This window comes from Aquincola sp. J276 (assembly GCF_024700035.1).
Taxonomy (GTDB): Bacteria; Pseudomonadota; Gammaproteobacteria; order Burkholderiales; family Burkholderiaceae_C; genus Aquincola; species Aquincola tertiaricarbonis.
The window spans coordinates 1,117,742-1,137,495 of record NZ_JAJONC010000002.1; the positions used below are offsets into that span (position 1 = coordinate 1,117,742).

At 71.8% G+C, this 19,754-nt stretch carries 20 protein-coding genes and 1 riboswitch; of the genes, 3 read left to right on the forward strand and 17 right to left on the reverse strand.

Going from position 1 to position 19,754, the window contains the following annotated elements; all coding sequences use genetic code 11:
- The first annotated feature begins 21 nt into the window (after window positions 1-21).
- From LRS14_RS23080 to LRS14_RS23090, 3 genes are all read left to right on the forward strand, one after another.
- On the forward strand, window positions 22-1,020 hold the full coding sequence (locus LRS14_RS23080) for a LysR substrate-binding domain-containing protein (RefSeq protein WP_052736515.1): 999 nt from the start codon (window positions 22-24) through the stop codon (window positions 1,018-1,020).
- A gap of 67 nt (window positions 1,021-1,087) precedes the next feature.
- Window positions 1,088-1,663: a carboxymuconolactone decarboxylase family protein gene (locus LRS14_RS23085; protein WP_257801267.1), complete on the forward strand. Its 576-nt coding sequence runs from the start codon at window positions 1,088-1,090 to the stop codon at window positions 1,661-1,663.
- Window positions 1,660-2,475: an amidohydrolase family protein gene (locus tag LRS14_RS23090; protein WP_257801268.1), complete on the forward strand. Its 816-nt coding sequence runs from the start codon at window positions 1,660-1,662 to the stop codon at window positions 2,473-2,475. Before LRS14_RS23085 ends, LRS14_RS23090 begins: the two co-directional genes overlap by 4 nt.
- On the opposite strand, the gene LRS14_RS23095 is transcribed toward LRS14_RS23090, so the two are convergent.
- From LRS14_RS23095 to LRS14_RS23175, 17 genes are all read right to left on the reverse strand, one after another.
- Window positions 2,476-3,456: an NAD(P)H-binding protein gene (locus tag LRS14_RS23095; protein WP_257801269.1), complete on the reverse strand. Its 981-nt coding sequence runs from the start codon at window positions 3,454-3,456 to the stop codon at window positions 2,476-2,478.
- A gap of 93 nt (window positions 3,457-3,549) precedes the next feature.
- Window positions 3,550-5,730 carry a S8 family peptidase gene (locus tag LRS14_RS23100; protein WP_257801270.1) on the reverse strand — a complete coding sequence of 727 codons (2,181 nt, stop codon included), beginning with the start codon at window positions 5,728-5,730 and terminating at the stop codon, window positions 3,550-3,552.
- Window positions 5,731-5,798: 68 nt separating this feature from the next.
- Window positions 5,799-5,885, reverse strand: a riboswitch (cyclic di-GMP riboswitch).
- 77 nt (window positions 5,886-5,962) lie between these two features.
- Window positions 5,963-6,580, reverse strand: a complete 618-nt coding sequence (locus LRS14_RS23105) for a glutathione S-transferase family protein (RefSeq protein ID WP_257801271.1) — start codon at window positions 6,578-6,580, stop codon at window positions 5,963-5,965.
- A gap of 8 nt (window positions 6,581-6,588) precedes the next feature.
- Entirely contained in the window at window positions 6,589-7,851 is a 1,263-nt protein-coding gene (locus LRS14_RS23110; protein WP_257801272.1) for a CaiB/BaiF CoA-transferase family protein, read from the reverse strand.
- A 7-nt stretch (window positions 7,852-7,858) separates the two neighbouring features.
- A complete protein-coding gene (locus LRS14_RS23115) occupies window positions 7,859-8,635 on the reverse strand; it encodes an enoyl-CoA hydratase/isomerase family protein (protein ID WP_046114932.1) in 777 nt (258 codons plus the stop codon).
- Window positions 8,636-8,746: 111 nt separating this feature from the next.
- Window positions 8,747-9,859, reverse strand: coding sequence for a photosynthetic reaction center cytochrome PufC (pufC, locus tag LRS14_RS23120; RefSeq protein ID WP_257801273.1), 1,113 nt, complete (start codon window positions 9,857-9,859; stop codon window positions 8,747-8,749).
- Window positions 9,856-10,833, reverse strand: coding sequence for a photosynthetic reaction center subunit M (gene pufM, locus LRS14_RS23125; RefSeq protein ID WP_046114934.1), 978 nt, complete (start codon window positions 10,831-10,833; stop codon window positions 9,856-9,858). The genes pufC and pufM overlap by 4 nt, the downstream gene beginning before the upstream one ends.
- 12 nt (window positions 10,834-10,845) lie before the next feature.
- Window positions 10,846-11,670 (reverse strand): photosynthetic reaction center subunit L, encoded by an 825-nt coding sequence (gene pufL / locus LRS14_RS23130; RefSeq protein ID WP_257801274.1) that lies wholly within the window; start codon window positions 11,668-11,670, stop codon window positions 10,846-10,848.
- Between the two features lie 90 nt (window positions 11,671-11,760).
- Complete coding sequence (gene pufA / locus LRS14_RS23135) at window positions 11,761-11,946, reverse strand: light-harvesting antenna LH1, alpha subunit (protein ID WP_046114936.1); 186 nt, start codon at window positions 11,944-11,946, stop codon at window positions 11,761-11,763.
- 12 nt (window positions 11,947-11,958) lie between these two features.
- Window positions 11,959-12,186 (reverse strand): hypothetical protein, encoded by a 228-nt coding sequence (locus tag LRS14_RS23140; protein ID WP_257801275.1) that lies wholly within the window; start codon window positions 12,184-12,186, stop codon window positions 11,959-11,961.
- 21 nt (window positions 12,187-12,207) lie between these two features.
- Entirely contained in the window at window positions 12,208-12,357 is a 150-nt protein-coding gene (gene pufB, locus LRS14_RS23145) for a light-harvesting antenna LH1, beta subunit (protein WP_046114938.1), read from the reverse strand.
- 117 nt (window positions 12,358-12,474) lie between these two features.
- Entirely contained in the window at window positions 12,475-13,953 is a 1,479-nt protein-coding gene (bchZ, locus tag LRS14_RS23150) for a chlorophyllide a reductase subunit Z (protein WP_257801276.1), read from the reverse strand.
- Entirely contained in the window at window positions 13,950-15,401 is a 1,452-nt protein-coding gene (gene bchY, locus LRS14_RS23155; protein ID WP_257801277.1) for a chlorophyllide a reductase subunit Y, read from the reverse strand. The genes bchZ and bchY overlap by 4 nt, the downstream gene beginning before the upstream one ends.
- A gap of 31 nt (window positions 15,402-15,432) precedes the next feature.
- Window positions 15,433-16,428, reverse strand: coding sequence for a chlorophyllide a reductase iron protein subunit X (locus tag LRS14_RS23160; protein ID WP_257801278.1), 996 nt, complete (start codon window positions 16,426-16,428; stop codon window positions 15,433-15,435).
- A complete protein-coding gene (gene bchC / locus LRS14_RS23165; RefSeq protein WP_257801279.1) occupies window positions 16,425-17,414 on the reverse strand; it encodes a chlorophyll synthesis pathway protein BchC in 990 nt (329 codons plus the stop codon). The genes LRS14_RS23160 and bchC overlap by 4 nt, the downstream gene beginning before the upstream one ends.
- A gap of 35 nt (window positions 17,415-17,449) precedes the next feature.
- Window positions 17,450-18,568, reverse strand: a complete 1,119-nt coding sequence (locus tag LRS14_RS23170; protein ID WP_257801280.1) for an acetylserotonin O-methyltransferase — start codon at window positions 18,566-18,568, stop codon at window positions 17,450-17,452.
- Between the two features lie 219 nt (window positions 18,569-18,787).
- Window positions 18,788-19,669: a polyprenyl synthetase family protein gene (locus LRS14_RS23175; protein ID WP_257801281.1), complete on the reverse strand. Its 882-nt coding sequence runs from the start codon at window positions 19,667-19,669 to the stop codon at window positions 18,788-18,790.
- Window positions 19,670-19,754 lie beyond the last annotated feature (85 nt).

Here is a 19,754-nt window from a genome sequence, read left to right on the forward strand (position 1 = left end):
CCGTACCCCCGTTGCCTGCCGATGCAGACCCCCAAGCCCACCGGCATCCAGCTCGACATCGCCGCCGACCTGCACAAGTGGCGCACCTTCCTGGCCATCGGCGAGCTGGGCAGCCTGACCCGTGCCGCGTTGTTCCTCGACAGCAACCAGTCGCTGCTGAGCCGGCAGCTCAATGCTCTGGAGCGGGAATGCGGCACCCGGCTGTTCACCCGCACCGGCCGCGGCGTGGAGCTGTCGGAGGTGGGGCGGCGCATCTTTCCGCAGGTCAAGGCGCTGCTGGCCGATGCCGAGCAGCTGGAGCGCGAGATCCGCGGCGATGCGCATGAGCTGGCCGGCCGGGTGACGGTGGGCTCGCTGCCTTCCATCGGCTCGCCGCTGGTGGGCCGGCTGTTCACCGAGATGCGGGCGCTGCATCCGCGGCTGCACCTGAAGATCCTCGAAGGCTCCAGCGGCCAGGTGGAGGAGTGGCTGGCCGACGCGCGGGTGGACATCGCCATCCTCTACCGCTACGGCGCCACGCTGCCCGAGCACGAGGAAGCGCTGGCCACGGTCGACAGCTACCTGATCGGCCCGCGCGGCGACCGCCTGACCGCCGCGCCCGAGCTGCCGCTGGCCGCCCTGCACGAGCTGCCCTTCATCCTGCCCAGCGCGCCCAACGGCCTGCGCACCGCGCTGGATGCAATGGCGCGGCAGGCCCGCATCACGCTGGCCCCGGCCATCGAGGCCGACAGCCTGCCGCTGCAGAAGCTGCTGGTGGCGCAGGAGCGCCTGTACACCGTGCTGCCGCTGCATGCGGTGTGGCAGGAGCTGCAGGAAGGCCGGCTGCAGGCCGCCCGCATCGTCGATCCGCCGCTGCAGCGCAGCGTATCCATGGCCATGGCCCGCCAGAAGGGTCCGGCCAAGGCGGTGACCGCCGTGGCCGCGCAGATCGTGCGCATCGTGGGCGACATGGCGCGCAGCGGGATGTGGCGCACCAGCGATGCCGACGCCGGCATAGCTGGCTTGCCGCCCGCCCGGTAGCCGCCCGCGGCGGCGGGCGATAAGCTGGCCGGCACCGCCAGTTGTCTAGACAGGACCCCGCCCCGCCATGCCCCGCATCACCCTGCCCCATCCCGACACCATGACGCCCGAGCAGCGGCGGGTGCACGACGGCATCGTCAACGGGCCGCGGGGCCGCATCCAGGGGCCGCTGCGCGCGGCGCTGCACAGCCCCGAGCTGGCCGAGCGCTGGTCGGCCCTGGGCGCGCAACTGCGCTACGGCACCGGCCTGAGCCGGCGGCAGGCCGAGCTGGCCATCCTGGTGACCGGCCGGGCCAGCCGGTCGCCCTTCGAGTGGTATGCGCATGAGCAGGAGGCACTGAAGGCCGGCATCGATCCCGCGGTGATCGAGGCGCTGCTGCAGCAGCGCCTGCCCGAGGGCCTGGACGAGACCGACACCGCCATCGTGCAGGCGGCCATGGAACTCAAGCGCCTGCACTCCATCACCGACGCCACCTATGCCCGCACCCTGTCGCTGCTGGGCGAGCGCACGCTGGTGGAGCTGGTGGCCCTGGTGGGCTACTACACCATGGTGGCGATGACGCTGAACGCCCACGAGATCCCGCTGCCCGAAGGCGTGGCCCCGGCCTTCGCGCTGCCGCAGCATGACGAGGCCCAACGATGACCGGCTGGGACTGCCATGCCCACCTGTTCGGCCCCTACGGCCGCTATCCGCTGGCCGCGGACCGCAGCTACACGCCGCCCGAGGCGGTGCAGGAAGGTTACGCGGCGCTGCTCAAGCGGCTGGGGCTGGGCCGCGGGGTGCTGGTGCATCCCAGTGCCTACGGCAACGACTTCTCGCTGCTGCTGGACACGCTGGCCGAGCGGCCGGCCTGGCGCGGCGTGATCGTCACCCGGCCGGGCGAGCTGCCCACGCTGGCCGGCCTGCATGCTCGCGGCGTGCGGGCCGCGCGCTTCAGCCAGCGCAGCGGCGCGGGCGGCAACTTCGCCGGCAGTGCCTCCTTCGACGACCTGCTGGCGCTGGCCCCGGCCCTGGCCGATGTCGGCCTGCATGCCGAGCTGTGGACCGACTGCGCCGCCCTGCCCGCCCTGGCCGACCGGCTGCGCGCACTGCCGCTGCCGGTGGTGATCGACCACATGGGCGGCTTCGACCTGGCCGCGGGCGTGTCGCAGCCCGGCTTCCAGACCTTGCTCGCGCTGCTGGCCGAAGGCCATGTGCATGTGAAGCTGTGCGTCTACCGCAACCTGCCGGGCCTGGCCTTGACGGCCGAGGCCGGCGAAGCCGCCCTGCCCTTCCTGGCGGCGATGCTGCAGGCCAACCCCGACGCGCTGGTGTGGGGCAGCGACTGGCCCCACCTGCGGGTGCAGCCGGTGCCCGATGCAGCGCAACTGCTGGCCTGGATGAAGGCCGGCGCCGGGGACGATGCGATGGTGCGCCGCATCCTGCAGGACAACCCGCAGCGGCTCTATGAGTGATCAGAACACCGCATGGTCGCCGCGCTGCGGTGCGGGCGCGCCCGCGGCCAGCGCGCGGTAGCAGTCCAGCAGCGTCTGGCTGCCGGTGGACGGCGTGGCGGCCGCGCTGTAGCGGCCGGTGGCCTCATCCAGCACCAGCATCGATTCGGTGGCGTAGTAGCGGCCGATGCGGGCCAGCTCGGCCTTGGCTGCCAGCGTGGGCGAGAGCCGCCCGCCCACCGCCAGCACGCCCACGATGCCGTCCAGCAGCGCCACCGGCACCTGCCGGAAGCGCGGCGTGCGGCCGAACAGCTCGAACAGCCACTCGCCCTGCTGCCGCGGCGTGATGGCCTCGCCCGGCCCGCCGATGGGCAGCACCTTGTGCTGCCGCGCCGGGTCGGTCAGGCAGCCGGCGATGTAGCGGCCGAGGTCGTCGTCGCCGATGGGCTTGCAGGCCGTGAGCGTGCCGTCGCCGAAGACCAGGAACGGCCGGCCGCTGCGCACCCGCTCCACCTGGCCGCACAGCGACTTGAAGAAGGCCGTGGGCCGCACGATGGACCACACCAGGCCCGAGTCGCGCAGCGCACGCTCGAAGGCCAGCTTGGCCTGCTGGAAGGCCAGCAGCGGCTTCTGCACGCAGATCGCCGACAGCAGCACCATCTGCCGCACGCCGGCCTGCCGTGCCGCGGCCAGCGCCAGCACATGGGCGCGGTGGTCGATGGCCCAGGCATCGGCCGGCGCACCGGTGCGCGAGGCCAGGCAGGAGACCAGCACGTCGAAGCGCTCGCCGCGGAAACCGTCGCGCCACAGCGAGCCGGCATCGGTCACGTCGCCGAAGCGTACTTCGGCGCCGGCCAGCAGCGCCGGGACTCCAGCCGCATCGCGCCCGGCCCGTGGGCGCACGAAGCACACCACCGCATGGCCATCGGCCTGCAGCGCACGCAGCGTGGCCCGGCCGATGGTGCCGGTGGCGCCGAGCAGGAATACACGCAGGGGCTGCACCGTGGGACAAGGCAGTGGCGCCACCGGAGGGTGGCCGGCCGAGTCTAGGCCGCCGTGCCCTGCTGCGCAGCCCGGCCCGGCCCCAGGTGCGGGTCAGTTCACCCGGCCCACCACGCCGGTCTTCAGGCTGCCGGGCTGGTAGACCAGGAACGGCCGGTCCACCGACAGCACCTCCAGCACCGCGCCGGTGTGGGCACTGCCCAGCGCCGGGCCGGTCCAGCGCAGCATGCACTGGCCGTTGGCCGCGGTCTGGCACAGCAGGGTCTGCAGGCCCACCACGCGCGCACCGCTGTGGATGCGCAGCACGCCGTACACCACCGCGCCGGGCACCGCCGCGCGCTTGTCGTCGGCCAGTGCCACGGTGAACTGCGGCGCCCACTGCGCCGAGCCGGCCGACGGCCGCACCGCGGTGCCGGAGATGGCCGCCACGCTGGCCACCGGTGCCGCCGGCTGGGCCACCTGCGCCTGCCGGGAGCCGGCCAGGCTGTCCATCATCTGGGCGCCGCTGAGCCCGGTGACTGCGAAGCCGATCCGGCTGACGGCGCCCCAGGGCACCGCGGCGCTGGTGACCCGGCAGCTGCCGCTGGCCGCGGTGGTGCAGCTCAGCTCCGCCGGCATGCTGGAGAAACGCGCGGCCACCTTCACGCCGGGCACAGGCTTGCCTTGTGCATCCTGCACCTGCACCGTGGCATGGGCCGTCCAGGCACCGATGAACGGCACCGCCGTGGCCAACGTGATGCTGCCGGTGCGCAGTGCCACCGAGGGCGCCGCCGGCACCGCTGGCGCGGCAGGCGCCGCCGAAGGCGCGGCCGCGGTGCCGGCATGCAGCAGGCTGCGCGGTGTGCCGGGTTGGGCGCTGGTCAGGCCCAGCACGGTGTTGGGCGTGGCGTCCTGCAGCAGCAGCTGCCGCACCTGGGCGGCCGTGGCCGCCGGCTGGGCCTGCAGCCACAGGGCCGCCGCCCCGGCCACGTGCGGCGATGCCATCGAGGTGCCGCTCATCACCGCCAGCGCCGAGGTGGACGCGATGCCGGCCGAGGCGATGGACGAACCGGGCGCGAACAGCGCCACGCATGAACCCCAGTTGGAATAGGCCGCCTTGGCATCGGCGCTGTCGGTGGCGGCCACGGTCAGCAAACCGGGGGCGCGGCCAGGCGACTGGGTGCACGCATCCACGTTGCTGTTGCCGGCCGCGGCCACCACGCTGAAGCCAGCGGCCACCAGCCGCTGTGCGGCCGCGTCCAACGATGAAAAGGCCGGCCCGCCGATGCTCATGTTCACCACGCCGGGCCGCGAGCCATGAGCGGCTATCCAGTCCAGCCCGGCGATCACGGCGCTGCTGGAGCCGCTGCCGCTGCAGTCCATCACCCGCACCGGCACCACGCTGGCGCCCGGGGCCACGCCCACCGTGGCACCGGCGGCCGTGCCGGCCACATGGGTGCCGTGGCCGTGGCAGTCGCGGGTGCCGTTGCCGTCGGTGATGGCGCTGAAGCCGCTGCGCAGCCGGCTGCCGAACTGGGCATGCGGGCTGACGCCGGAATCCACCACATGCACCGTCACGCCCTGCCCCGTGTAGGCATTGCGGAAGGCGCCGTCGAAGGCACGGGCGCGCTGGTCGATGCGGTCCACGCCCCAGGCCCGGGCGTCCAGCGTGCGCACCGTGGGCGCCGTCTGTTCGAGCGTCAGCGGCCGGTCCAGCTCCACCGCATCCACGGCCGGATTGCGCGCCAGTTCGTCGGCCACGGCCTGGGCCTGCCGCCACGGCACGCTCACGACGAAGCCTTCGATGGCATGCGCGAAATGCTGGCGCACCGCCGCATCGGGCGCCAGCCGGCGGATGGACAGCGCAGTGACTTCATCGGCGGCGGTGGCCACCGCACTGGCCTTGGCCGAGAGCTCACGGGCGCGCAGTGCACTCGCGTCGCCCGATTCGCCATGGCCCGCGGCGCCGGCCAATACCGCGCGGCCGGGGACTGGCGGCACCGCGGCCGGATTCATGCGCACGACCAGGCGGGCTTCGTCGGTGGCCTGGCCGGCCAGCGCGGCCTGCTCGGCCTGCACGGCCGCCTCGGTGCCCGGCTGCCACAGCACGAAGCGGCGGTCCGCCACGGCCGCCGACGGCAGCGGCGTGTCCGGCGAGGGCGCGGCGGCGGAGGCGGCACCGTCGGGCTCGCCGCTGCCGCAGGCCGCCAGCAACACGGCGGCGGCGCAGGCGGGCCACCAGGCAGCGCGGCGGCCGCGGATCGATCGGTGGAGGGAGGAAGGAGAGGTGGCCATCGCGCGCTCCGGAGTTGCAGGGCGAGGACCGACGCTGGAACAGTGGCGGCGCCGCACGGCAACTGCCCACTGGCAACCCCGCTACCGTGCACCGCAGTGCCTTAGGCCGGAGGCTTTGCGTCCCGGCCTTTCGCGCCGGTTTGCCCTCGGCCGGAACTGTATGCACCTGTGACATGAAGGCAAGCCGGCGCGCGTGATCGACGCCACGGCGCCGGCCGGGCCGGCGCCCGGGTCAACCCTCGGTGGGCGCCGTCTGCAGGAAGGAAGCGCGGGAAGCGATGCCCTGTTCCCAAGCCGCCAGCCGCGGCGCCAGCGCACGCCAGCCGAAGGCATCGAAGCGGTAGTCGAGGTAGCCCAATGCGCAACCGATGGCGATGTGGCCGATGCCGAAGGGTGCTGCCTCCAGCGCGCCCGCTTCCTCGTCCAGCAGCGCCAGCGTGGCCCGGGTCTTGAGCGCGAAGGCCTCGACCAGCGCCGGCAGCGGCTGGGTCCGCTCGCGCTCGTTGCGCCACAGGATCAGCACGTCGAGCAGGCCGTCGCCCAGGGCCTGCCAGCGCAGCACCTGCCAGCGGTGCTGGCCTTCCGGCGGGAACAGGCGGCCGCCACCGGCCACGGCATCGAGGTATTCGCAGATCACCGGCGAATCGAACAGCGTGCGGCCGTCCTCCAGCACCAGCGTCGGGATCTTGCTCAGCGGGTTGTCGGCCATCAGCGCCGCATTGGGCTGCAGCATCGCGGCCACCGAGCGCACCCGCTCGATGCGCGGCAGCAGGCCCAGTTCATGGGCGCAGACCATCACCTTGCGCACGTAGGGCGACTTGGGCGACCAATGCAGTTTCATCGTCGTCATGGCCGCCATCATCCGATGACACCCTGCGCGCGCAGCGCGGCGATGTCCTCGGCCTCGTAGCCCAGTTCGGACAGGATGTCGTCGCTGTGCTGGCCCAGCAGCGGCGGCGCGGCGGGCACCTTCAGCGTGGCTTCGGCAAAACGCATCGGGCTGCCCACCTGCGGCACGTCCACGCCGGCGGGGTGCGGCACATGGCGCAGCAGGCCGCGCGCCACCACCTGCGGATCACGGAACACGTCGGCCACCGAGTTGATGGCGCCGCAGGGCACGCCGGCCGCATCCAGCGCCGCGATCAGCGCGCTGCGCTGCCAGGCGCCGAACAGCTCGCTCAACATCGGCGCCAGCACGCCGATGTGCCGCACCCGCTGCGCATTGGTGGCAAAGCGCTCGTCGGTCGCCCATTCGGCGCGGCCCAGCACCTGGCACAGCTTGTTGAACTGGCCGTCGTTGCCCACCACCAGGATCACGTCGCCGTCGGCGCAGCCGAACACGTCCTGCGGCTGGATGTTGGGATGCGCATTGCCGTTGCGCTGCGGCACCTTGCCGGACACCAGGTAGTTCATCGCCTGGTTGGCCAGCGCGGCCACCTGCACGTCCAGCATGCCGATGTCGATGGCATCGCCGCGGCCGGTGAGGTCGCGCCGCGACAGCGCCGCCAGCACCGCCACCGCCGCATACATGCCGGTCATCAGGTCGACGATGGGCACGCCCACCTTCTGCGGCCCGCCGCCCGGGCGGCCGTCGCGCTCGCCGGTCACGCTCATCAGGCCGCCCATGGCCTGGATCAGGAAGTCGTAGGCCGGCTGGTCGCGCCGCGGGCCGGTCTGGCCGAAGCCGGTGACCGAGCAGTACACCAGGCGCGGGTTGATGGCCCGCAGCGAGGCCTCGTCCAGCCCGTAGCGGGCCAGCGTGCCGGCCTTGTAGTTCTCCAGCACGATGTCGCATTCCAGCGCCAGCTCGCGCACGATGCGCTGGCCTTCCGGCGTGTCCAGGCTGACGGTGATGGAGCGCTTGCCGCGGTTGACGGCCAGGTAGTAGCCGGCCTCCTTCGTGTCGCGGCCTTCGGCGTCCTTCAGGAAGGGCGGGCCCCAGCTGCGGGTGTCGTCGCCCGCGCCGGGGCGCTCGACCTTGATGACCTCGGCGCCCAGGTCGGCCAGGATCTGGCCGGCCCAGGGCGCGGCCAGGATGCGGCTCAGGTCGAGCACCTTGACGTGCGACAGCGGGCCGCCGGCGGCGGACAGGGGGGCTTCAGCTTGACTAGACAAGTTCATGCCCCGTTCAACGGCCCGTGAACACCGGCGCGCGCTTCTCGCGGAAGGCGGCCTGCGCCTCCCGGGCATCGTCGGTCTTGCCGATGGCCGCGGTCATGTCCTGCTCGTAGCGGTAGCCGTCGCGCAGGCTCATGTCCTCGATCACGTTCAGCGTGTGCTTGCCCATGCGGGTGCTCACCGGGCTCTTGCTGGCGATGGCCGAGGCGATCTCCATCGCCGCGGCCATCAGCTCGGCCGGCGGCACGCAGGCTTCCACGATGCCCAGCCGGTACAGCTCGGGGCCGCCCACCCGCAGGCCGGTGAGCGCCATGCGCCGCAGCCGCGAATGGCTGAACAGGCGCATCGCATGCCGGGCGCCGCCTAGCAGGCCCACGTCCACCTCGGGCAGGCCCAGGCTGGCCGTCTCGCTGCAAAGCAGGATGTCGCTGGAAGCCGCCATCGCCAGGCCCGAGCCCAGCGCCGCGCCGTTGAGGGCGCAGACCACCGGCTTGGCGCATTCGCGGATGGCATGGAAGCATTCGCGGGTGCGGCGCGAATGGGCCGGCAGGTCGCCCGGGCCCTTGATGACCTCGGCGCGGCCCTTCAGGTCGGCACCGGCGCAGAACACCTTGCCGGCGCCGGTGAGCACCACCGCGCGCACTTCGTCCAGCTCGCTGATGCGGTCCAGCGCCAGCGTGAGTTCGTCGTTGAGCGTGCGGGTCAGGGCATTGACCGGCGGCGCATCCATCGTGAGGGTGGCCACGTGTGCCTCGATGTGCACATGCAGCTGGGTCAGGTCGTTCATCGGGGGCTGTCTCCGCGGCTCGGGCGAGCCATGCGGGCAGCTTAAAGGCGGGCCGCCGCGGCCCATCCCCGCGGCGGCAGAGCTGTTATGCGCTTTGCGTCAGGCGGCCGCTCAGCGCGCGGGCACCGGCGCCGCGGGCGGCGTGCCCATCAGCGTGGCCAGGCGCTGCAGGCTACCGCGGCCGTCATCCGGCGTGGCCGACGACATCGCGGCCGAAGCCGCGGCCGGCGGCGCCATCAGCGCCGGGTAGTCCTTCATCATCTGCGCGCCATACAGCGACTTGTAGGCGCCCTGGTGGCAGGTGGCGCAGTTGACCTTGGCCACGTCGCGGTTGGGGCCCAGGCGCTCCAGCGGAAACACGTCGGTCAGCGGCTCCAGGTACGAGACGTTGAGGTCGCGCACCAGGCGGATGCCGTAGTACGAGGTGACCCGCTGCGGCGAGCTCTGGTCCCACTGTGCGAAGGAGCGCGAGTTGTGGCAGAAGGTGCAGTTGACGCCCAGCGACTGGCTCATGTGCATCATCAGGCCGTAGGTCCACTCGGCCTGCTTGGTGCTTTGGCGGTTGCCGTGGGGCAACGCCTCGGTGCCGATGACGCGGATGTTCTCCGCATGCTGCAGGAAGGGCGAGAACGGATCGTTGGGCAGCGATGCATAGGCCGCCGTCTGCGCCGGCGCGTTCTGCCCCGCCTTGTTGCCCACCAGGCTGCGGGTGGCGGGCGAGCCCAGCGGCTCGAACCAGCTGTTGGTGGGCACCGGGTTGCCGCGGTGGCAGGTGTAGCAGGTGACGCCGGTGCCGGCCACGTGGTTCTTCCAGTCGGTGTTGATGTGCTGCGTCATCTGCAGCATGCGCCGCGCCACCACCTTGGTGTAGACCGAGTCGTCGGCCAGGTTGGCCGGGTTGTGGCAGTACACGCAGCCCTGGTCGGGCGACACCCACTGCGTCATCGCCGTCATGGTGCGGGTGAACTCGCCCACGCTCAGGTCGCCCAGCACCTTCACGTTCTGGAACACCTGCGAGGCCTTCGGGCCGTCGGGCGAAGCCGGCGGCAAGGCCTGCGGCGCGGTGTTCACCGCGGCCTGCTTGGCCAGCAGCCGCGGGTTGTAGACCTGCTCCATGCCGGCGCCGCGGTAGCCGGTCTGCACCGTCTCCACCGGCGGGCGCTCGCAGCCGGCCAGCAGCAGCGCCGCGGCGGCCGCCAACAAGGGGAATGTGGTGCGCTTCATGGCTTGACCCCTTGCAGCAGCGCCGGATCGGTCACCGGTGCGAAGACTTGCGGATACACCGGCGCCACGCCGTGCTTGACCGCCCACAGGAACCAGTTGTCCACCACCGTGCCGGTGAGCAGGATGCCTATGCCGCCCGTGAGCGGGCACAGCACCGCGAACCACCAGGCCCAGCGGTGGATGGATTCCATCGTCGCGTTGAAGCCCATGGTCCAGCGCCAGAACAGCGCCGCGCGTTCGGTGGCGGTGCCGCGGTCGGTGATCTGCTCGATCTCGCGCTCGCCCCCGAAGCGGCTGACCGCCAGGATGGTGGCGCCGTGCATCGCGAACAGCAGCGTGGCCCCGTACAGGAACACGATGGACAGCATGTGGAACGGGTTGTAGAACAGGTTGCCGTAGCGCAGCGAGAAGGCCGCCGTCCAGTCCAGGTGCGGAAACAGCCCGAAGGGCACCGCCTCGCCGAACGAGCCCATCAGCACCGGCCGGATGATGCCCAGCACCAGCATCAGCCAGATGGCCGCCGCAAAGGCCCAGGCCACGTGCGTGCCCATGCCCAGCGCGCGCGCCCTGCGGTACATGCGGGCCCACCACAGCAGCACCGAGGTGGTCATGCACAGGCCGGCCAGCAGCCACCAGCCGCCTTCGTTGAGCGGCGGCAGCGTCAGGCCGTAGGCCGGTGGCGGCGGCTCCAGCGCCAGCCAGGGCAGCTGGCGCACGAACTGGATCGGGTCCCAGCCGACGCTGGCCCACATGTTCAGCCCGATGATCTCGAAGGCCGCGAAGCCGAAGATCAGCGAGGCGATGCCCAGCCAGCCCAGGTAGATGGGCCCGACCTGCGCATCGCCCAGCTTGCCCAGCCAGTGCGAATGGGTGGCGCCGCTGTCGCGTTCATGGTCATCGCGGCCCAGCGAGATGCCGGGATAGGCGGCGCCGGCCACCTGCACGCGGGTGAAGAGGTTCTGGTACTCGGCCATCACGGGTCTCCTTCAACGCCACACCGGCAGGTTGAGCCACCAGGTCCACCACTCGGGCCAGCCGCGGGTCCAGAAGGGCCCGCTGATGACGATGCACACCGCGCTCCAGAAGCCCGCCGACAGCGCCAGGAACAGGCCCAGCCGGTGGATGCCCAGCGTGCCGATGGAGTAGCCGATGGCATCGCGGAAGAAGGTGTTCTCGTGCTCGGCCGTCTTCACCTTCTCGCCCTTGGCAGGGCAGGTGGACGACAGGATGAGCGCCCCGTGCAGCGACAGTGCGAAGGTGGTGGCGAAGAAGAAGCTCACCGCCAGCATGTGCGCCGGGTTGTAGTGGAAGTGCAGGTACTGGTAGCCGGTGTTGGACACCCAGTCCAGGTGGCTGATGATCCCGTACGGGAAGCCGTGGCCCCAGGCGCCCAGCAGCACCGGCCGCACCACCACCAGCGACAGGTAGGCCAGGATGGCGAAGCCGAAGGCCACCGGCACGTGGTAGCCGATGCCCAGCTTGCGGCAGATCTCCACCTCGCGCAGCGCCCAGGACACGAAGGCACCGATGGCACACACGGTGATGAGCTGCCACAGGCCGCCCTCCATCAGCGGGGCCATGCCCAGGCCGTAGCTCAGGTCGGGCGGCGCGATGCTGATCTGCCAGAGGTTCCAGGTCGGCCCCTGCGAGGCGCCCCAGATGATGAGCAGCGTGCCCACCAGCGAGAAGAACGCGGTGGTGACGCCGAAGAAGCCGACCCAGAACGGGCCGACCCAGAAGTCGAACAGGTCGCCGCCGATCAGCGTGCCACCGCGCACGCGGTACTTTCTTTCGAAGCTCAGCATGGCCATGGGGGCACCCTCTTTCTCGTTCGACGGCGGGAAGCCGGGGTGCAGGCGCGCCGGGAGGCGGCGCCTGCGGTCGTGCGCTGTGCGGCGCCGCTAACGCGGCGTGGGCGCGGGCATGGCGGAGTTCTGCGTGGCCACCGCCTTGGTGGGCCCGTCCAGCCAGTTGAACTTGTTGGTGGACAGCAGGATGAAATGGATCAGCAGCGCCAGCACGAACAGGAACACGAACAGTGCTACCAGCGCGCGGCGCGGATCGAACAAGAGCCAGATACGCCACATGGTGGGCCTCCTTCAATCGAGATGGGACATGAAGGTGTACACGGCCGCCCTCACCGCACCGAGCAGCGATGCCTCGCCCTCGGCCCCCGGCAGCCAGCCGCGCCAGGGCAGCATGAGCAGCTGCGCCAGCAGGGCGAAGACCAGCAGCACGACGAAGCCCGCGAGAAAGACGCCGGCCGTGGCCAGCGAGTCCCTGGCCGGCGCCGCCGCGGGCGTGTGGTGGTGGGTGAGATCGGTCATGGCAACCCTCCCGTCAAGGCACTAGAGCCAGGGACGCCACATCCACACGAGGATGTGGGCCACGATGGCCACGGCCGTGAACCCGACGAAGCTCGTCATGAACACGCCGTGGAATTCCTTCGCTTCCTGTTCGGTCAGGCCGGAAAGCGAGCCGCTTCTGGGATCAAGCATAGGGATGGTTCCTTCAGGTGCAGTGGCCTTGCGGCCGATGGTCTTGCGACCGGCACCGCGCGAAAGCCCGCGCGGCAAGGGCTGCCCGGGCCGGACGGTCCGATGCAGGTTTGCTGTTCATGGCGACACCGCCTCGCTGGGCTCGGCGCGCGCCGGCTCGGCCGGCAGGTCGGCCAGGCCAACGCTGGCGCGGCCGGCGGCGCGGGCGGCACGCTCGGCCGCATCGCGCCAGGCCTTGGCGACCGAGATGCGCACCAGCACCGGCTGCGCTTCCACCAGCGATTCCAGGCGCTGGCGGGCAGCTTCGTCCCAGGCCAGCTCGGCGCTGCCGCGCGCGGGCGTGGGTGCCACCGCATCCATGTCGACGGCCAGCGGCAGCACGTGGAACAGTGCATCGAACAGCGCGTTGCAGTACTCCTGCAGCAGCCAGGTGGCACCGGCATAACCCATGAACGGCGTGCCGGTGGCGCGGCGGATGGCCGCGCCGGGAAACGAGGCCGCGATGTAGGCCGGCTTCGGCCCCGGCCGGCCCGTGGAGCCCGCGGCCTCGGCCAGGTACATGCGTTCGTTGTAGGAGCCGAACATCACCAGCGGCGGCTTCTCGTGCACCAGCCGGCGCACCTCGGCGTTGTCGGTCTTGCTGCCCGGCTTGCGCGACACGGCGAACTGGCAGGGCAGGCCCAGCTCGTCTTCCAGGTAGTGGCGGATGCCGCGCGCATAGGTCTCGCCGGCCACCACCGCGAAACTGGCGGTGGCGAAGAAGTCCTGCGTGACCGAGCGCCACAGGTCCCAGATCGGCTTGAGCGTGGTGTGCTTCTCGCGCTCGATGAAGGGCTCGGGGTCGAGGCCCGTCAGCCGGCCCAGCTCGCGCAGGAAGGCGGTGGTGGAGTGCAGGCCGATGGGCGCCTGCAGGTAGGGCCGCTCCAGGTTCTCGCACAGCAGACGGCCGAACTCGCGGTACAGGCAGATGTTGACGTCGGCCTCCACCAGCCGCGACACCTCCGCCAGATGGCTGCCCAGCGGGAACACCAGGTTCACCTCGCAGCCGATGCCCTGCACCAGCCGGCGGATCTCGGCCAGGTCGCTCGGGCCGTTGAACATGCCGTAGCTGGGGCCGATGATGTTCACGCGCGGCTTGTCGCCGGGCTGGCGCACACGCTCGGGCACCTTGCGCAGGCCGTACTGCTGCCACAGCCAGTAGATGGCGCGGTTGGCGCACTGCCACTGGTCTTCGTCGATGGTGCGCGGCAGGAAGCGCTGGATGGTGGTGCCCTCGGGCGTCACGCCGCCGCCGATCATCTCGGCGATGCTGCCGGTGACCACCACGCTGGGCAGGTCGGGGTCCAGCGTGGCATGGGCGCGCTTCATCGCGCCTTCGGTGCCTTCGCGGCCCAGCTGTTCCTCGGCCAGGCCGGTGACCACGATGGGCAGCTCATGCGGCGGCAGCGCATCGGTGTAGTGCAGCACGCTGGTCACCGGCAGGTTCTCGCAGCCCACCGGGCCGTCGATCACCACCTGCAGGCCCTTGATGGCGGTGAACACATACACGGCGCCCCAGTAGCCGCCGGCACGGTCATGGTCAATCGTGAAGCTCATGCCATGTGCTCCTGCGCCGCCTTCTGCAGCTTGATCACGCGGCGGCGGGTGTCGGCGCGGAAGGCGGGGTGCGCTGGAGGCACGCCCTCCCACACGCCGGCGTTGTCGCCCTGGCCGGTGGCGCCGAAGAAGTCCTTCATCGCGCTGAAGCGGTGCTTGTTGGCGATGGCCGCGTTGACCACCTGCGCCAGCGAGCCGGCGCCGGCCGGGCCCATCAGCGGCCGGGCGGAAATGAGGTTGGTGAAGTACAGCGCCGGCGTGCACAGCTCCTTGGCGGCCTGCACCACCGGCGTGGTGCCAATGGCCAAGTCGGGCTTGGCATGCTGCATCGCATACAGGTCCTGCTCCAGGCTGGCGCGGTACTGCACGTACACGCCGCGGGCCTCCAGCCACTGGCGGTCGGGCTCGCTCCAGGGCGTGCGCGGGCAGGCGGTGCCGACGTAGGGCACCTCGGCGCCGCTTTCGATCAGCAGCCGCGCCACCAGCAGCTCGCTGCCTTCGTAGCCGCTGACGGTGATGCGGCCTTGTATAGGCAACTTCGACAAGGCGCCGCGGATGGCCTGCAGCACCCGCTGCCGGGCCTCGTCGATCAGCGCTTGCGCGACGTTGGCCGCGCTGCCGATGGCCTGCAGCCAGGCGTCGGTGCCCTCCACGCCCACCGGCGCCGAGCCCACGATGGGCCGACCCGCTGCACTGAACTCGCGCAGGCTGGCGGTGTAGAACGGATGGATCGCGGCCACCACGCTGCAATCCAGCGCGGCATACAGCTCGCGCCATTCGCGGGTGGGCACCACCGGGCCGGGGGCCAGGCCCATCGGCGCCAGCATCATGCCGATGCCCACCGGGTCGGCCGGGAACATCTCGCCCACCAGGCTGACGGTGGGCCGCTGCTCCACGCCGCCGCGCGGCGCGGCCACCGGGCCGGCCTCGGCCTCGGTGCGGGCGAACCTGAGCATCGCGCCGGCCAGCACGTCCTTGGCCTCCGCATGCGTGGGCACGCCGAAGCCCGGCACGTCGATGCCGATGATGCGCACGCCGTTGATCTGCCTGGGCAGCAATTGCAGCGGCACGCCGCTGGCGGTGGGCACGCACAGGTTGATGACGACGATGGCGTCCAGCTTGGCCGGGTCGGCCTGCGCATGCACCGCCTCGCGGATGTCCTCGAACAGCTTGCCGGTGACCAGGCTCTCGCTGTTGAAGGGCACGTAGCCCACGCTGCGGCGCGCGCCGTAGAAGTGCGAGGTGAAGGTCAGGCCGTAGACGCAGCAGGCCGAGCCGCTGAGGATGGTGGCGGTGCGCCGCATGCGCAAGCCCACGCGCAGCGAACCGAAGGCCGGGCACATGCTCTGCGGCTGCTCGTGCGGGCCGGTGCCGCGGTCCACCGGATAGTCGGCGGCATAGCGCTGCAGCGTCTCGCCCTTGCCGGCGGCTTCGGCTGCCGAGCGCATCAGGTCCGCGGTGGAATGGCAGGCCATGGCGTCAGGCCGCGTCGTAGATCACTTCGAGCGAGGCGCGGTTGACCACCGCCTGCCCGGTCATGTCGGCATCGGTGGCCGGCTGCAGCACCACGTCGCGGCCCACGCTGTCGGCCGAGAACAGCGACAGCAGCTCGTCCTGCGTCTGCGGCTTGGGCCGCATCGGCGGCGCTTCGGCCACGTTCTGCGCCAGCGTCTCGAACAGCGGCGCCCAGATCGTGCCGGGCCGGCCGATGATCTCGTAGCTGGCACTCTTGCGGCGGATGTCGTCGTGCGCCGGGATGGCCGCCAGCACCGGGATGCCCGCCCGCTCGGCAAAGGCACTGGCCTCGCCGGTGCCGTCGTCCTTGTTGATCACCATGCCGGCCACGCCCACGTTGCCGCCCAGCTTGCGGAAGTACTCCACCGCCGAGCACACGTTGTTGGCCACGTACAGGCTCTGCAGGTCGTTGCTGGCCACCACGATGACCTTCTGGCACATGTCGCGGGCGATGGGCAGGCCGAAGCCGCCGCACACCACGTCGCCCAGGAAGTCCAGCAGCACGTAGTCGAAGCCCCAGTCGTGGAAGCCGAGCTTCTCCAGCGTCTCGAAGCCGTGGATGATCCCGCGGCCGCCGCAGCCGCGGCCCACCTCTGGCCCGCCGAGTTCCATGGCAAACACGCCGTCGCGCTTGAAGCACACGTCGCCGATGGACACCGCCTCGCCGGCCAGCTTCTTCTTGCTGCTGGTCTCGATGATGGTGGGGCAGGCCTTGCCGCCGAACAGCAGGCTGGTGGTGTCGCTCTTGGGATCGCAGCCGATCAGCAGCACCTTCTTGCCCTGCTGGGCCATCATGTAGCTGAGGTTGGCCAGCGTGAAGCTCTTGCCAATGCCGCCCTTGCCGTAGATGGCGATGATCTGCGTGGTCTTGGTGGCCGGCGAGGTGCTCGGCGCATCGGGCTCGATGGCAGCCTCCGCGCGAAGCTGCTCCTTCATGAAGATGACGGGGGCGGCGTTCATGCGTGGTGTCTCCAGTCCAAAACCATCTTCAGGCAGGCGCTGTCGCCGAAGGCCGTGGCGTAGGCGCCCGCGGCATGTACGGCAGCTTCGTGGTGGGTGATGAGGCCGGCCAGCGAGACGCGGCCGGTCTCCACCAGTTCCTTCACCGCCAGCAGGTCGGGGCGCTGCCATTCGGCGGCGCAGCGGATCTGCACCTCGCGCATGAAGGCGGGTGCGAAGGCGAACTGCAGCGGCTGGCTGTAGAAGCCGGCCAGCACGATCTCGCCGCCGGGCGCCAGGCGCATCACCAGCGTGTCGATGATCCCGGCGTCGCCGCTGACGTCGTAGATGGCGCGGTAGTCGCGGCGGGTGTCGTCGTCGGGGTGCATCACCGGGTAGCCCTCGGCGCCGCCGCAGCGGCCGGGTTCGCGCTCCCATACCGTGGGCGGCGGCAGGCCGGCGGCCACCGTCATGCGGGCCAGCAGCCGGCCGAGCACGCCGTGGCCGACGATCAGGTCGGGCGGCGCGATGGGGTCGCGCTTGCCGCCGCCGGCCACCGAGTGGTAGGCGGTGGCAGCCAGCGCCATCAGCACCGCTTCCTCGCCCAGGTGCTCGGCCACTGGCAGCGCACGCGCGCCCGGCACCACCAGGCAGGCGGCGGCACCGCCGAACAGGCCGCGCACGTCGCCGAAGCAGCGCGCGCCGGGCACGAACACCCGCTCGCCCACCGCATGGCCGGCCGCCGGACCGGCCCGCACCACGCGGCCCACCGATTCGTACCCAGGCACCAGCGGATAACCCATGCCGGGGAAGGCCGGCATGCGGCCGGTCCACAGCAGGCGCTCGGTGCCGGTGCTGATGCCGCTCCATTCCACGTCCACCACCACGTCGGATTCGGTGGGATCCACCAGCGGCAGGTCGCTCAGGCGAAGCTGGCCAGGCTCTTCCAGCACGACGGCCAGGCTGTGCAGCGGGCCGGTGGCGGTGCGGATCGAGGTGGAGTCCATGAGTGTCAGAATACGCTTAGCGTACTGAGTGTCAACTACGATTTACACCCACGCAGGATGCTGCACTGCAGCGGGATGCCGGTGCGCAGCGGACGGATGCGTTCGAAGCCGGCCTCGGCCAGCAAGGCCGTCAGCGCCGCAGCCGTGCGCGGCCGCCCGCGGCCCATGGCCAGCAGGTAAAAGCCGAAATACGCATCGCCCATGGCTTGCGCGCCCGGCGTGCCGGCCATCGGCTCGGCCAACAGCAGCACGCCGCCGGGCGGCAGCGCCTGCCAGGCCGCGCGCAGCAGCCGGCGCACGGTGTCGTCGTCGTGGTCGTGCACCACGCGCACCAGGGTGAGCAGGTCGGCGCCGGTGGGCAGCGGGTCGAGCCGGAAGTCGCCGCCGAAGCGCGCGGCCCGCTGCGGCAGGCCGGGCGCTGGCCGCGCCACCACCGCGGGCAGGTCGAACAGCTGCAGCTGCAGCGCCGGATGGCGCTCGGCCACGGCGGCGAGGAAGCTGCCGTCGCCGCCGGCCACGTCCAGCACGCAACGGTGGCGGCGGAAGTCGTAGGCGTCCAGGATCTCGCCGGCCACCAGGGGCTGGGAGGCGGCCATCAGCGCCGTGTAGGCCGCCACCTGCTCGCTGGCCAAGCCACGTGCGTCGCCGTCGCCGGCATAGGGCCAGTAGCCCGCCAACGCGCCGCCGCCGTCGCGGTGCAGCAGCGCCACCGGGTCCTGCAGGTCCTCATACAGCGCCCCGTGGTGCAGCACCATGGCCGCCAGGCCGGCATTGCCCACCAGGGGCGCGCCCAGCGGCCCCAGGCCGACGCAGCCCGCGCCGCGCCAGGCCAGCAGGCGCAGGGCCACCGCAGCATCCACCAGCCGGCGCGCGGCGGGCTCGGGCAGGCGCCACACGGCGGCCAGCACCGGCAAGGGCTGGGGGCCGTCGGCCAGCAGGTCGAACACCTCCAGCCGCACGCAGGCCAGCAGCACCTGCGAATAGACGAAGCCGGCCATCAGGTCGAACAGCGCGCCGGCGCGGCGGCGGGCGATGGGCCGGGTGGGCGCGAAGCGGCGCGCCCAGCGCTGGAAGCTCGGGCGGGCGATCAGCCGATCGCGCCACACCGTGGCCTGCGCCAGCCAGCGGGCGGGGCCCTTCAGGTGGCCGGCCACGGCGGCGGTCGGCGGCCAGGCCAGGTGGGGGAGCGTGGCATGGCGGGGGCAGCCGGCTCAGAACCTGTGAATGAACCGGTCGCGCCCGAGCGGCGCGACAGGGCGGCCTGGATCCAGGCGCAAAGCGCAGACATGGCTCGAGCTATGGCGAGCATTTGCAACGACGAGCCGGGTCGTCTGGGCGCGTCGAGCGGGCGTGAGTGGTTCGTTCACAGGTTCTCAAGCGGCCGAGGCCAGCCACTCCGTGCTCAGCGCCTTGGGCACCAGGCGTTCGCTCTCCAGCCGCACCAGCATGCGCAGCGGCTCGGCGCCGGGGCAATCAGGCACCGCGGCCACGGCCTGCGCCACCAGGCGGTTGAAGCGGCGGATGGCGCCGGCCACGCCGTCGCGCCTGGCCACGCTGGGACGGCCCAGCGCCAGGTCGCGGCCGATGGGCTTGCCCAGCAGGCCCGGGTCGGCCGCCACGTCGCGGATGTCGTCGGCCACCTGGTAGGCCTCGCCGAGCGCATCGCCGAAGGCGCGCCAGGGCGCCGGCGCCGCGCCGGCCGCCTGCGCGCCGGCCGCGGCCGCGGCCGCGAACAGTGCGCCGGTCTTGGCCCGCTGGTAGTCGGCCAGGCACACCTGCGGCTCGCATTCCCAGGCCTGGCCGGCACAGATGCCGCCCGGCAGCCCCACGCCGCCCGCCACCGTGGCCAGCACCTGCGCCAGCCGGCCGGCATCGCGGCACGACGCCTGCGCCAGCACCTGGAAGGCCAGCACGATCAGCGCATCACCCGCCAGCACCGCCAGCCGCTCGCCGAAGGCGCGGTGCACGCTGGGCAGGCCGCGGCGCAGCGGCGCGTCGTCGAAGCACGGCAGGTCGTCGTGCACCAGCGAGGCGCAGTGCAGCAGCTCCACCGCCGCCGCGGCAGCGCCGGCCAGCGACGCCTCGCCTTCGCCGCAGGCCGCATGCACCGCCAGCACCAGCCGCGGCCGCACCCGGGCGCCGCCGGGAAACACCGCATGCCGCACCGCCGCCGCCAGCCGCGGTGGCTGGGCAGGCGACTCGATGGCCGCCAAGGCCCCGACCAACAGCTGCTCGATCCGTTCGCTTGTGCTCAAGCAGGCCTCCTGCCTTGCGGCGTGTGTAATGTTTTCATGACACATCGATTGTCATTCAGAATAGACACCGACAGCAGGAGCGTCA